This is a genomic window from Streptomyces malaysiensis subsp. samsunensis (assembly GCF_024519315.1).
GTDB classification, from domain to species: domain Bacteria; phylum Actinomycetota; class Actinomycetes; order Streptomycetales; family Streptomycetaceae; genus Streptomyces; species Streptomyces malaysiensis.
This window is the reverse complement of the sequence record NZ_JANIIC010000064.1, coordinates 1-14,297: the sequence shown is the minus strand read 5'-3', so window position 1 is coordinate 14,297 and position 14,297 is coordinate 1. Positions and strand designations below refer to the sequence as shown.

Here is a 14,297-nt window from a genome sequence, read left to right as displayed (position 1 = left end):
TGCAGCGCACACCCGCAAGCTGCGCCATGCAGTGATCCATAGCGCACGAAAGCGATGATTCAGTGATATACGCCGCACTATCCTTCGGCAGTCAATGTCAGTGGCGGCGGATACCGTCGCAGACACCAGCCAAGCGGGGCACGAACCGAGGCGGGACACCACCAAACGAACACGAGTTCTTGTGCGTGGAGGCGCCGTGGGAGCAAAGGGGCGGGCGACGAGCCGACCGCGCATGTGGTGGCAGGAGGTCCATCCCGGCGACTGGGCCGCCTTCGCGCTGCCCGATGACCTGGTCCGGGAGCGGTACACCGCGCTGCTGGCAGCCCTGGAGGAACTGTCCACGCGCGGCCCGATGTCCACGCTGGCGGATATCGCCGACCAGCTGCGGGCCATCGGCTACCACGACCCGCTTCCCGAGCCGGACCTGCTCAAAGCGCTGGACCAGCTGGCGAAGTGGGGATTCGCCGAGCCGTTCCGTGACTACGCCGCCCCCGTGCGCAGCTACCAGGGCATGATCATCCGCCAGGAGGCGTGGGCGCTGACCCGCAAGGGACGTGGCATCGTCGCCGCCGTCCGGGCGGCCGTGGTTGACGTTCGCCGCGCGCTGCAACTGCCCAGCCGCCTGCTGGACAGCGTCGAGCACACCGTGCGCGGCATCCTTGAGCACCTCGGCGCCGACCCCGGGCTGCTTCCGGTCGACCTGGAGGACGTCCGCACCCGCATCGACGAGCTCCAGCGGGTCACCGCCGACTTCTACGCCGCCCTGGCGCAGATGGTCCAGTCCGACGTCACCGACGACGGCCTGTTCGGCGACAACCGCGACCGGGTCATCGAAGCGCTGCGCCAGTTTCCCCGCGAGTACGGCCGGGCACTGCGACGGGTCGAAGCCGCGCTGGGCGACCTGCAGGCGGCAGGCCCCCGCCGGATCGTCGAAGCCGCCGTACCCCACGCCGGCCTGATTGACCCCGGTGACCAGCAGCACTGGGTCGACGAACGGGTGCGCCGCCTGGGGGACCTCCAGGCGTGGTTCCGCCCCGACGGCACCGTGCATCGCCTGATCGCCTCGGCCACCGGCGCCGTGCACACGCTGCTGGTCGCCATCGACCGGCGCTACACCGCGCGGCGGCGCGGCTCCGACCTGGGGGTCTACTTCCGCTCCCTCGCCTGCAGCCTCCACCGGCAGCCCACGCCGGCCGAGGCACGGCGCGTGTATGCCGCCGCCTGGCCGGCCTGGCACGCGGTCATCGGCCCGGCGGAAGAAGACGTCGCCCACGGCACCGCCGCCGCGGCCGGCACTGGCCGGCATCAGGTCGAGGTGACCTTGCGGGAACATGAGCGGCACGGCCCATCCAGCGGCCGGCCCCGCAAGGTACCCGACACCGCGGCTGAGCGACAGGCCGCGCTGGCCGAAGCCGCAGCTGAGGCGGCACAGCGTCGGCGTTTTGCCGCGTTGCTGGTCACCGACGCGGAAGTGGGGCTGGAGCACTTCGCCGGCCTGCCCACCGACGCGGCGGTCATCTTGTTCCGCGCCATCGAGGTCGCCTACGCCCAGATCGACCCCTCTACCGGCCGCGGGCAGGCCGAGGCCGACGGGGCAGGCGTCGTGGTCCACGTCCGGCGCGGTAGTGACCTCCATCGGCCGTGACCGTGGCCCTCGCCGAGGGCCGACTGACTGGACCCGATCTGCGGGTACGGGTCACCGCCACCGACCACGCCGCCGCGAGTGATCCACCAGACCGCGTCCCGAAGGCCTGGAGCGTGGCATGACGCCGCCGCACCTCCTCGATCCCGACCTGCGCGAGGCAGCACGCCGGCTCATCGCCACCGGCCGTCTGCGCGCGGAGAGCGACCCGGAGCTCTACCGCGTCGCCGTCAAAGGCGGCACGGCGCTTGCCCAGTTCTTCCGCGCCGAACTCGGCTGGCGCCTGGAGGTCCATGAAGTCGCTGAACTGGTCCGCCTCCACAAGCGCCCCGCCGACGTACCCGACGATCGCGGCCCCCACCTTCCCCGCGACGGCCGCGCCATGCACATGGCCCCCACCGAGGTCCTGGTACTGGTCTGTCTGGTCTGCGAGCAGCTGTGGCGTCGTCCGCGCGTCAGTCTGCGCGAGCTGCTGCAGGCCGTCGCGCAGGTGTGCGCGGCCGAAGCCCCCACCGGGCGGCTGCCACAGTTCCGTATCGTCGCCTCCGACGGCACCGGCAAGAAGGAAGCCCGCGAAAGCCGCCGGCACCTGGTCGACGCCCTCAAACTCCTGGTCGCCGAAGGATCACTCACCGTGGACGCCGACCTCGACCGCGCCGTCACCGATGAGGACAGCGACTTGGTCGTCACGGCATCCAGGGACCGTCTCGCCGCCAAGTTCTCCTCGCTTTCCCCCACGCTGCTCGGCCTGGACGACCTCTCCCCACAGCAGCACGCCGCCGCCCTGTCCGCCGAGTCACTGCTGGACCACACCGCCGCCGCCCTCGAACCAGCGGGCGCCCCGACCCGGGACGAGCGGCGGCTGAAGGCGCTGCGCCGGCTCGTCGACGACCCCGCCACCGACCCCCACGACGATGCTGCGGAGACCACCGCCTACCTCCACACGCTCACCGGCCGTGAACGGGCCCTGAGCGTCGTGGCCTCTCTCGGGCTTGCCGCCACTGTCCGCCGCGACTGGTGGCAGACCGCTGATCCGACGGGTCTGGGCAGCGGCATCGACTTCCCTCAGGGCCGCCGCACCGAGCGGCAGGCAGCCCTCGCCCTGCTCGCCGAGCTGCCCCGCCGCGCCGACCCCACTGGCCCGCTTCCGATCACCGAGGTGACCGCTCTGTTCCAGCGGCACCGCGACGACCTGCCTCGCTGGGCCGCCGCCTACGACCGGCGCCTGCCCGCCCTGGCCCGCGCCGCCGCCGCCGAACTCATCCAGGCCGGGCTGCTCACCGCAGACCCCGACCTGACCGACCACTGGCACCCCACCCCCGGGATCTACCTGTGGCGTACCCACCTGCGACACCCTCCCCGCTCCGTGCCAGCCGCACCCGGCTCCTCACCGCCCCCACCGCGCCGCACGCAGGACAGGCAGGAACTTAGCCCATGAGCGTCACCGACCATCCCACTGCGCACCCGGCCTGGGCAGTGCCCCTCGGACAGCCCGGCGCTGACGGCCGCTGGCAGCCCACCCGCGCCGGCATCGTCAACTCCTGGGCCTGGGCCAGCGAGGACCTGCTGTTCGCCGACGGCTGGCTCACTCTGGCCGGCCCCAACGGCTCCGGCAAGTCTCTGACCGCCTCCATGCTGGTCACCGTCCTGCTGGATGCAGACACCTCCCAGACGGCCCTGTCGGTGTCCGGCCAAGCAGCCGGCACACTCACCAGCCGCCACACCGACTTCAACGACCGGGAGGACCGTACCGGCGCCTGGTGGCTGGAGTACGGGCTGCGCGATGCGGACACCGGCGAGGTGACGTTCCTGACCACCGGACTGTGGCTGCGGGCAACCGGTGGCCACCTGCACCGCGCCTTCTTCCTCGCCCCCGGCCGCATCGGGGCCGACCTGCTGCTGCAACGCGACCGCGAGCCGGTCCGGATCGAGGACCTGGCCGAGCAACTGGCCGCCTGCGACGGAGAACTGTTCACCGCCTCACCCAGCCTGCGCACCAAGGCGCTGGCCCATCTGCCCGTCGTCGAGGACGAGCGCGACTATCGGCAGACCATCCGCACCCGCCTGTTCGCCCCGCTCGACGAAGTCCAGTTCGACGCGCTCATCGCCGTCCTGCGTAGCCTGCGCAGTCTGCGCACCGCCGAGGCCATCTCGCCCACGCGCATGCGCCAGGTGCTCACCGATGCGCTGCCCGCCCTCGACACCGACAGCCTCACCCTGATCGCGGAGGCGATGGAACGCATCGCCGAACTGGAGACGCAACTGCAGCGCACCCGCGAGGAAGCCAAGCTGCTTCAAAGCACCGACCGGGCCTACCGCCGCTACCTCACCACCGTCGCGCAAACCCAGGCCGCGGCGCTGACCGCTGCCAACACCGAGTTCGACGACCAGACCCGGCGGACACGGGAGGCGACCGCCCAGGTCCAGGCGGCCCAGGCCGCCGAGGCGGCAGCCGACCAGGAGCACACAGCCACCCTCAGTCGGATCTCCGAACTCGAAGGCCGCCTCGAGGCAGCCGACAGCGAACTGCGCGGCCACGCCGGGGCCGATCTGCCGCACCGGGAAATCCGGGCCGCCGAACTGGCCAAGACCGCCGACGAGGCCGCTGAACGTGCCGGGCAGGCCACCACCGACGCGAGCGCGGCCACCGAGCAGGCCGACGGCTCGGCGGACCTTGCCCGCACCAGCCAGCACCATCTGGTCCACCTGGCGGATGAACTGCGCAGCACCGCCACGACGCTGGGTGCCGAAGCCGCCATCGAACGCCTGCTGGCCGCCGCCGGGCAGCTGACTTCGGCCGACATCGGTAGCAAAACGGCCATCGATATCGACCCCCTGTGCGCAACCCCTGGGGCCTGGGCCGAAGCACGCGCCAGCCAGATACGGGCGGTGGACGACGCGCTGCGCCGCCACCAACTGGCCCAGGAAGCCGAGTACACGGCTGCCGAAGAGCTGCGCGCCGCCGAAGACGACGAGGACACCCACCGCCGGCTCGCCGCCGAAGCCACCGCCCACCGGCAACACACCGAGCACGAACTCGCCTCCCGCACCACCGAATGGTCAGCCGCCATCCGGCAGCTGGAACCCGCCTCCAGCGAACTCACCACCTGCGCCGACGACGAGCGCCGCGTGGACCTCGGGCAGTTGACCACCTGGCTCGCCTCCGCTGCCGCAGCGGCCCGCGCCCGCATCGACCTGCCCCGCCACCAGCAGACCGCCGCCACCGACGCCGCCCTGGCCACCGAGGCCGCCGCCACCGCTAAGCGAGCCCGCGCCGTGCACCAGGCCGCGCAGGCCACAGCGGCCGAAGCCATGGCCGCCTACCGCGACGCGCAGGAGACCGCCCGCGCCGAGACCGAGGAAGCCGAACGGCAACGAGACCAAGCCCACGCCACCTACCAGCAGGCCGAGGACGCCGCGCGCTCCGACCTCGCCGCCGCCCAGCTGCAATGGAACGCCGGCGTGGACGATGCCGCCTGCGCCGCCCGCACCTGGCTGGGGGATGTGCACCGCTGGCGAGCCGACCTCGTCCATCTGTCTGCCGAGGCCATCCAGGTACCCGAGGCCCCCGCATCGGACAGCCCCGCGAACGACACCGAGACCTGGCTGGGCACCCTTCGCCCGGCCGACATCGAACTGATGGCACAGCGCGCACACGCGGCAGCCGCTCCGCGCCTGCACCACCACGCTGAGGCCGCCGAGCACCAGACCGACCTCGCCGCCGACGTCGCCGCCATCGAAGCCAAGCTGGCCGCAAGCCGCCAGGCCGCCGCCACCCCGCCCGCCCCGCCGTGGCGGACCCGCCAGGACCACGACGGAATCCCCCTGTGGGCACTGGTCGACTTCGCCCCCCACCTGACCGACACCGAAGCCAGCCGCCTCGAAGGCGCCCTACTGGTCGCCGGCATCCTCGACGCCCTGGTCACCCCCGACGGCAGCGCGGTGGCCGGCGACCTCACCCTCACCCCCACCCTCCACCCCGCCGCCGGCCGACCTGCTGCACCTCGAACCAGACCCGGCCATCGACCCCGACCGCATCCGGCGACTCCTGCACGCCATCCCCGTCGATGCCCCCGGCAGCGACCTGGCCACCGGCCGGCTGACATCCGGCGTGCTCACGGCTGCCGCCCCCGACGGCTACCGAGCCGCGTACATCGGCCGTACCGCCCGCGAGCGGGCCCGGCTGGAGCGCGTCGCCGCCCTCGAAGGAGACTTGGCCGCCGCCGAGCAGCTCCTGGACGCCGCACAGGAGGAGGCCCGCCGCCGCCACCAGGACATCCAGGCCGCCGCCGACGAACGCGACGCCTTCCCGAAGGCGGCGGCGCTGCTGACCGCAACTGAGACCGTGGCCCGGCTGCGGCGCGAGGCCGAGACCGTCCAACGACAGACCGACAGCCGTATCGCAGATGCCGGACACAGGCGCCAGCAGGCCCTGGCCGAGCTTCAGACCGCAGCCGTCGCCCGCGCCGCACGCCTGGCCGCCGTCGAACAGGAACTGCGTCACGCCGAGCAGGCCGCCACCGACACCGGAACCCAGGCCGACCAAGCACACCAGGCACTCGATCAGCGGCAGCAGGCCGCACAGCGCAGCGAGACTGCCCGGGCTGCAGCCGCCGACGCACAACAACAAGCGGACGCCGAACAGGCCGCCTTCCCCCTCGCCGCCCTCGCCGCCGCCCGCACCGCCCAGGACGCCGAGAACGACGCAGACGCCGCCCTCACCCGCGCCCGCAGCATGGCGCTGGCCGCCGCCGAACGCCACCGAACGGCCGGTGAAACGGTCAAAAACGCCCTGCGTACGCTCAACCGACGGGCCACCCTGCCCGACGGAACGCTCCTGCCCACCGAGCCGGCCGCGCTCGACCGCCATCAACGTGCAACCGAACAACTCGCCTCGCAGACCGAGACATGGAAACACGCCGCGCTGCGCGCCACCGACCTGCTCCAGCGCGCCGGCCACGATGCCCGTGCGGCCAAGGAATGGACGAACCGCTGCGAACGCGCCCGCCAGGAGGCAGACACCGCCCATCGGGATGCCCAGCGAGAAGCCGCTGCCGTCGCCGAGATCCGCGCCCTGCACGGCGCCGAATACGAGCGGCTGCGGCAGCACCGCGCGAACACCGCCACCACCCTGAACCAAACCCGCACCCAGGCCGAGCAACTCCTCCAACGACGCAACAACGCCGCCGTGCAGGCCGCCACCGCCCAGACGACACTCGAGAGCATCGCCCCCTACCGGCAGGCCGCCGAAAACCGCCGCGACGCCTGCCTGCGCCAACTGGCCCGGCTCGCCGAGGAAGACCTCGCCACCGTGCCCGACGACCTGCCCACCGACGCCTCCAAACGGCCCGCTCACCTCACCGCCGGCCTGGCCTGGGCCCGCCGCTTGCTCGCCGACCGCCCCGCCTCCGCCGACCGCCTCGCCGCACTCACCCAGACCCGCGACCGCGCCCTGGCAGCACTGGAGACCAGCGCCCGCACAGCGAACACCGCGCTGGTCCGCTTCGACCGCCAGGTCACCCTGATCAGCATCGAGAACACCGACTGGCGCCGCGCCGTCGTCGCCGATCCAGGCGCCGGCCGCGGAGAAGACCTCCACACCGCCGTCCAGGCTCTTGAGGCCACCGCCGGCCAACTCGAGGACGACCTGCGCGCAGACATCAAACAGACCCTGAAGACCAGCCTGTTCACCCGACTGCGCAGCGATGTGCGCCTGCGCCGTGAGGCGGCCCAGGAACTGGTCCGCAAGATCCGCTCCACCCTCAGCGAAGTCCGCACCGGCGTCGCAGGCGTCGGCGTCCAGGTCGAATGGACGGTACGCGAAGACGAGGACGCCCAGCGCATGGTGGACCTCATCTCCCAGCCGCCCTCCGACGCGGTCTTCGAGCAGATGTACGCCGTGCTGCGTCAGCGAATGGACGAAAAGGCCGGCGAGCCCTGGGCCGATCGCGTCGCCCACACCTTCGACTACCGCGCCTGGCACGACTGGGAAATCTCCCTGACCCACGCCTCGTTCGGCGACGGCAGCACGGAGAAATTCCGCAAGGTAACCGCCCGCTCCAACCCGCTGGAGTCGCTGTCCACCGGCGAGCGGCGACTGGCCACCATGCTCCCGCTGCTGGCCGCAGCATGGTCGATGTACTCCGGCGAAGGCTTCCGCGGACCCCGGCTGCTGTCCGTCGATGAGATCGACGCAGCATTCGACGAACCCAACCTGCGCCAAGTCCTCGCACTACTGCGCTCCTGGGACTTCGACGTGCTCGCAACCGCCCCCTTCATGACCCCCATGATCAAACAGGAAGCCGGGCAGGTCATGGTCCACCAAGTAGTTACCGCCGGACGGCACCGAGTCACCGTGCCCTGGCTGTGGCAAGGCCACGGCGAACCACAACCCCTCACCCTCGACCTGGCCCTGGACCACGCCCGCCGCGAGGAGCACACGTGAGCGTTGACCTCGACCTGATTGCCGACGACCCCGACCTGGCCCCCCTGTGGGCAGCCATCCACGACCGACTGTGCTCCGGCCAGGCCCCCGAGAGGATCGCCGCCGTACGGGTACCCAAGTTGCCCCCGGCGGGGATCGCCACCCTACGCTCCTGGCTGGACACCACCGCCCGCCGCCGCAGCGTCCGCTCGGCCGTTGCCGTCGGCACGACCGGCGTCCGCGTGCCACTCCGCGAACTACTGACGGTCCTCGGCCTGACCGCCGAGCACCTGCCACCGCTGGTGGAACGCGCCGTCGGCCGCCCAGTGGAAGACCGAGCAGCAGACCGGCGCACAGCCGCAACGCTGCGCCAGGAACTGTGGGACTACACAAGCCGAGCCCTGCCGCACCTGCCTGCCCTGGTGGCGCGGATGCGGGCGGCCGGCGTCGCGGACGACGACGCGGCCTCAATACGCCGCCTCGTCGACGCCCTGGCTGCCGCCACCTCGCAGCTGCCACACAGCCCCGCGGTCTCTCTGGCGAAGCTCTCGCACAACTGCGCGGGCGACCCGCACTACTTCGACCTGGACACCACCGCCGGCACCCGACTGGTCGCCGCAATCGCCGAACTGGCCAAGCGCCCCGAGCCGAGCCGCCCGGACCTGGTCCGGGCGCTGCTCACCGACTACGGAGTGATCGCCGACCGGCTGTCGGCCACCGTGCTGCTGTACCAGGTGCAGGCGGTGGGCGACGGGCCGGTGGACCGGCGGCTACGAGGGGCGGCCACACCGGTGGCGCTGACCCTGCTCGACCTGACCCGTACCCCGCCGACGCTCGCGCCCCAGGTGCTCACCGTGGTCGAGAACCCCTCGGTCCTCGAAGCAGCCATGGCCTGCGACAGCCCGGGCCCGCTGGCGTGCACCAGTGGGCAGCTCAGCAGCGTCGACCACACCCTCCTGCAGCTCGCGGTCGACCAGGGGATCCACCTGAGATACAGCGGCGACCTGGACGGCAGTGGTCTGCGGATCGCCGAGTACGTGGCACGCACGTACGGAGCCGAGCTGGTCGCGATGGACGCATCGACGGTGCAAGACGCGGGCCCTGAGCCCTCATCAGTCCCTCTCGGGCCGGCTCCTGAGATAGAAGAGGAGACCGTGTGGGACGCCTTGAGGGCAGGCGGGCGAGTGGTCTTCCAGGAGCACGACGCTGTACTGCGCCAGGTGCTGGGTCAGCCAGTGGGCCCGCCGAAGGCAGGCAGATGAGTGTCGTTCACCTCAGGTCGGCCAGGGGGGTGATGCCGTACCGATGGAACCGGGCGGCGAGAACATCGTCGGCGACGAACGTGATCGGCTACCACGGGCGAAGACGTGAGCAGGCGAGCATGCTGATGCTGGGAACCCCCAGACTGACGGCACCTCCCTCGCATGCGTGTGGTCGGGCTCACGGCGGCGGTCCGCCCGTACCCAGGTGACGCGTAACCCCATGTGCAGGCCCGGGACTTGGCAAAGCGCCCACGTCTTACCCGTAGGTACCGAGACGATGGGATCAATGCGCGTGGCTATCCCGCGGCCGGTCCGCGCCTGGAAAGAGGAGCCTGGATTGTCCTTGACGTCCCAGATCGATTCGTCCGACAGCCCGTTCACCCGATTCACCGCGTTACACCTGCCACGTCCGCGTGCGGCGATGGACACCTACCGCGCCGCAGCCCGCGCCGCGCAGCGGCCAGTGTCCTTGCCGACGCCGCCGCCCGGGGTACGGCCGGCATGGGGCACGCTCGGCGCGGCGATCGACCACCGACTGCGCTACGCCTTCACCTGCCGGCAGGTGATCGACGGTGCGGTCCGCGAGGGTGTCGCGAGCGCGGCCGCCTGGTGCGCGGGTATGCGGCGCCCCGACGTCGCCGATGCGATTCTGGCAACCGGCCGGGACCTGGAGAGTGAACTGCGCTTTCTGCTCAAGCAGGAGCGGCCCGACGACCGGGGCCAGCCGATACTGCTGGCCGCCGCGGCGGAGGAGCGGCTGGCCCGTCTGTGCGTGGTGATGGTGTGGTTCGAGGAGGTCTACCGCTCCGGTGTTCTGTACCCGGGGTCGGCGATTGTGCGTCTGGCTGCCGGGCTGACGTTGCCCGGGTTGCTCGCCCAGGTCCCCGATTACATGGTGGACGACCTCACGGTGCAGGTGCGGCTTGCGCAGGACGCCCTCGGTGAGCTGCGCGCCGGCACCGAGGCCGAGGAGTGCTATTCAGGGCCTATTTTCGCCGGCTCGCGCGCGGTGGGCGGCGCGGACGCGGACCTGATCGCCGGCCAGCTGCTGCTGGACTTCAAAGCGCTGAAGGACCCAGTCCGTCTCCCGGCGGCGGCCTACCAGTTGGCCGGGTACGCGTTGCTGGACTTCGAGGATCTTTACCGTCTGGAGCGGGTTGGCTTCTACCTCACCCGCAGCGGGCAGCTGATCACCTGGGGATTGGGGGAGTTCGCAGGCTTGCTGGGTGCTCAGGTCCCGGTGCCCGAGCTGCGGGCTGAGCTGTCCGGCCGCCTCGCCAGCGAAGATCCGGATGCGGAGGCGTAACTGGCGCTTGGGCACTGTTCCCGGGACGCCGCGGTGCGCGCGAGGCGGCCACGCGACGGCCTGGGGGGACCGCGTTGCCGTAGGGAGGTGACACGGGACGGGGGAGTATCTACTCCTTGAATCGGCAATCAGGCTGTTCTGCGGTAGCGCGGGCTGTGTACCGCGCTGTCGTCGCCGTCGTTGAGTGCGAAGACCTGGAAGCAGATGATCGACCGGATGGTGCGGTCCAGACGGCGATCTGGGAGAGGAAGCGCTCGTAGAGCCGCCCGACCAGTTGCTTGCAGATCCAGGTCACGGTAGCCGACGTTTCTGCGGGGCAGCCGCTTGCTGCCCGCCTCGTGACGGGGCGCCAACTCTTCACTTCCTTACGCCTCACACACCGGCACCCCACAGCACCCTTACGCTAAACTCTTACGTGTCTTACGTGTCTTGTGTGGAGGGAAGGAGCAGACATGGCCGAGGACACACCAGGCACCACAACCACCACAGCTGGCGCCGTGCGGCGGTGGGGTATCGATGAGGCGCGTAAGGCTTTGTACGACCTGGTGGATGCCGCCGCGGCAGGTCGGTCCGCACTGATCGGCCGCGGTACGAAGTGCGCGGTACTTTCCCCGCTGAGCCATCTGGACTCCACCTGGCAGGCCCAGCTGTCCACCTTGTCGGCCACGCCGGTTACCACGGCGCGCGGGAAGCTGGGCGACCTGCTGGCCGCCGCAGCCTCCGGCACCCCGCAGCTGCTCCTGCACCGCCGCACACCAGTCGCAGCGCTCCCCCCCGCCACTCCCGAAGCTCTCTCGCCCTCCAGTGCCTCTGCCGCCCGCCAGGCCACCATCACTTCGCCGGACGTAGCAGCGGCCACGCGCCGTCTGACGGCCTTGGACGACGCTCTGGACGAGGTTCTGACGCCTAGCGCGTCCGGTCACGGTCAGGCCGTCTCGTTCGGCATCCCCACCCTCGACACGGCGCTCGGCGGCCTCAGACCAGGCACGCTGACCCTGATCGCCGCTGCTCCGGGTGCCGGCGGAAGCCTGTTCGCCGCGGCCGCCGCCCGCCACACCGCCCTCACCCGCGGGCTCCCCGTGCTGTACGCGGCGTCAGGACTGACCCGGGCAGATATTGCCGCGCGCATCATCGCCGCCGAGACCCCTGTGGACTACCGACGGCTGCGCACTGGCGCCCTGACCGCCGCGGAGGAGCAGGCCGCGACCGAAACCCGGGGCCGCCTTGCAGGAGCCCCTCTGCACATGGACGACGGCACGGACTTGACCGCTGAAGTCATCGCGCAAACCGTCCCGGACATCACCGGCCTGACACTGGTGGTGGTCGACCGCCTGCAGTACACCCACGACCCCGTGGTCCCGCTGTCCGGCCCCGAACTACCCGCCGTCACACGGGTTCTGGCCCACCTGGCCAGAACCCAAGACATCCCGGTCCTAGCCGTGCTCGACACCGACCTCCCCGAAGTGGTGGCCGCTCTGGACCCAGACGTCACTCTCACCCTGACCCGCACCGGCGAGCATGCCCGCATCGACGTCTCCGAACGCGACTTCGGCCCCCAGACCACCACTCAGCTGCGCGCCGAACTGCCCTATGCCCGCTTCACCGATCCCGCTGACAGCGCCCCAGCCTTCGGCTCCGTGCAGGCCACCCCCGCTTCACCGGAATCCCACCGACCACCCCGGTCTGTCCGGGAAGCGGCCACCATTCAGTGCCCTGCCCCCTCCGGCACCGCTTCGGCACCGGAGCAGCCACACCCCGTGTCCGCGGCGGCGCCCGCGCGGCAGCGGCGTGTCAGCTCTGCGAAGGCCAGCTTGTCCACGTTTGTCTCCGACCGGGTCGCTCGCGCGCTGGAGGAGCGCGGAGGCGACGCCGACGCGGCCCTGAAAGCACTGGCTGGTGACGGTGGTTCGGCGATTCCTGATGTGATGGAGTTGTTCGAGGCGACGCGGGTGGAGACGAGTTATCAGCACACGACCTACCCCAAGTTGCCCGAACCGTTGGTTCGCAAGAGGCGTGACAATGCGGACGAGGTGTGGGAGGCGCGCCCGAAGTTCACCAATCCTGCCGTGCCGGACGGTACGGAGGTGACTGAGCTCGATATCAACGCCGCCTATCTTGCCGCGCTGCAGTCCGCACATCTTCCGATCCGCACGATCACCCACAACCCGGAAGGCTGGGATGATCTGGCCAACTACGGGAAGGGACTGGATCTTTCGGGGATCTGCCGGATCGACCCGATCGACTGGCAACATCCCGAGTTGCCTCACCCCCTTGGTGACGACCGGGAGATGTCCGGCACGTTGTGGGTCCCGACGTCGGTGGTGCTGGGCCTGAGAGACCTCGCTTCACTGTTGTACGGGGAATTGTGCACACCACCGGTGATCCGGGAGGCTTACGTCGCAAAAGGCAGCGCATCCCTGTTCAAGACGCTGGTGAATGTGCTCAATGAAACCCGTATGCAGGCTGTTTCCGAGGGCGATGAACTGACGAAGACTTACGTCGCTGCGATGTACGCCAAGTTGGTTTCGACCATGGGCGATAGTCGAAAGAATCATGAATTGCGGCGCCCGGAGTGGCAGCATATTATTCGTGGGCAGGCGTTCTCCAACCTGCGGCGAAAGGCAGTCCGTGCGCATCAGGCAGGGCTGACGGTTGTTCAGGTAGGTGGTACGGATGAACTCCACCTCGCTGGTGATGTGTGGGCGGCTCGCTGGAACGGTAGGCCGCTGTTCATGGAAGGGCGCGCGTTGAATCAGATCAAGGTGAAGAGAATCTCGCGGCTGGGTGAGAGGTGAGGTCTCGTCGGCCTCGTCTACCACATAGCGGGGGGCCTTTGGGGTCCTGGGGACGCGGCCCCGACAGCGGCGGCACCGTGTTCGGCGAGCAGCTGAACACCGAGGTCCTGGACCTGATGGCTAGTGGTGAGGTTACGCCGCCGGCAGACGTGTCGCCTAACGTCCGAACGCAACTGGACTACCTGAACACCCGTAAGGGCGGGCGTGAGGCGATGGATCGTGCGGGCATCCCCGCACGTACGCGTCGCGGCTGGAAGACCCGCACCCCCAGCCTTGCCAGTCGTGAACGCATCAACCAGGCATACTGGCAGCTCCGCGCCACCAACTGGAAGCGCACCGGACGCACCCCACCCCCGCCTGTCCGCCAAGCCATCGCACCTCGGCTCAAGGAACGTGCCCACGGCAAGCGGATGAGCATTACCCCGGTCGACTGGCGGGATGTCCGCAGGCAGGCCCAGGGGGCGCAGAAGGAAGCCAGTGAACGCGAAATCCGCCCTAGCAGGTGCAGTTGGGACGACCTCATCGACGCATGGTCATCCGGCGACGAAACAGACCTTGACACGGCCTGGATGGACTTTGCGAGCGAAATTGACTCCCCGCCTGAGTTGTATTATGAAGTGGCGCATATTGGATTTTTTCTCTAGACTTGAGGAAGTTTCAGAACCCCTCTGGCTACCGAAACATAATCCATTGAGCCAGATCTAACAGTGAGAATCAGACCACCTGAAACAAAATCATAAATCCCTGAATTCAAGCGAATTCATCGCCCGAGCATCCCGACCCCCTCCTGCCAGCCAAAGGCGCGCGCAGCGCGCTGGCCTTTAATTGCTGCGCAGCGGCAATTCCCAAGGCGGTCCGCAGGACCGCA

At 70.1% G+C, this 14,297-nt stretch carries 9 protein-coding genes; 8 read left to right on the top strand and 1 reads right to left on the bottom strand.

The annotated features are described in order from the left end of the window. Positions 1-196 precede the first annotated feature (196 nt). From NQU54_RS38720 to NQU54_RS38695, 6 genes are all read left to right on the top strand, one after another. Positions 197-1,645, top strand: coding sequence for a DUF2397 family protein (locus NQU54_RS38720; protein WP_257635080.1), 1,449 nt, complete (start codon positions 197-199; stop codon positions 1,643-1,645). A 118-nt stretch (positions 1,646-1,763) separates the two neighbouring features. Continuing rightward, positions 1,764-3,080, top strand: a complete 1,317-nt coding sequence (locus tag NQU54_RS38715; protein ID WP_257635079.1) for a DUF2398 family protein — start codon at positions 1,764-1,766, stop codon at positions 3,078-3,080. After that, entirely contained in the window at positions 3,077-5,983 is a 2,907-nt protein-coding gene (locus NQU54_RS38710) for a TIGR02680 family protein (protein ID WP_257635078.1), read from the top strand. Before NQU54_RS38715 ends, NQU54_RS38710 begins: the two co-directional genes overlap by 4 nt. A 394-nt stretch (positions 5,984-6,377) precedes the next feature. Next, a complete protein-coding gene (locus tag NQU54_RS49520) occupies positions 6,378-8,087 on the top strand; it encodes an SbcC/MukB-like Walker B domain-containing protein (protein WP_306279504.1) in 1,710 nt (569 codons plus the stop codon). Then, positions 8,084-9,328, top strand: a complete 1,245-nt coding sequence (locus tag NQU54_RS38700) for a TIGR02679 domain-containing protein (RefSeq protein WP_257635077.1) — start codon at positions 8,084-8,086, stop codon at positions 9,326-9,328. Before NQU54_RS49520 ends, NQU54_RS38700 begins: the two co-directional genes overlap by 4 nt. Positions 9,329-9,671: 343 nt before the next feature. Beyond that, a complete protein-coding gene (locus NQU54_RS38695) occupies positions 9,672-10,634 on the top strand; it encodes a hypothetical protein (protein ID WP_257635076.1) in 963 nt (320 codons plus the stop codon). Between the two features lie 128 nt (positions 10,635-10,762). Here the strand turns inward: NQU54_RS38695 and NQU54_RS38690 are convergent, their stop codons facing one another. Then, complete coding sequence (locus tag NQU54_RS38690; protein WP_257635075.1) at positions 10,763-10,987, bottom strand: hypothetical protein; 225 nt, start codon at positions 10,985-10,987, stop codon at positions 10,763-10,765. A 99-nt stretch (positions 10,988-11,086) separates the two neighbouring features. Between NQU54_RS38690 and NQU54_RS38685 the strand changes: the two genes are divergently transcribed. After that, positions 11,087-13,429, top strand: a complete 2,343-nt coding sequence (locus NQU54_RS38685) for a DnaB-like helicase C-terminal domain-containing protein (RefSeq protein WP_257635074.1) — start codon at positions 11,087-11,089, stop codon at positions 13,427-13,429. A 77-nt stretch (positions 13,430-13,506) separates the two neighbouring features. After that, positions 13,507-14,073 (top strand): hypothetical protein, encoded by a 567-nt coding sequence (locus NQU54_RS38680; protein ID WP_257635073.1) that lies wholly within the window; start codon positions 13,507-13,509, stop codon positions 14,071-14,073. Positions 14,074-14,297 lie beyond the last annotated feature (224 nt).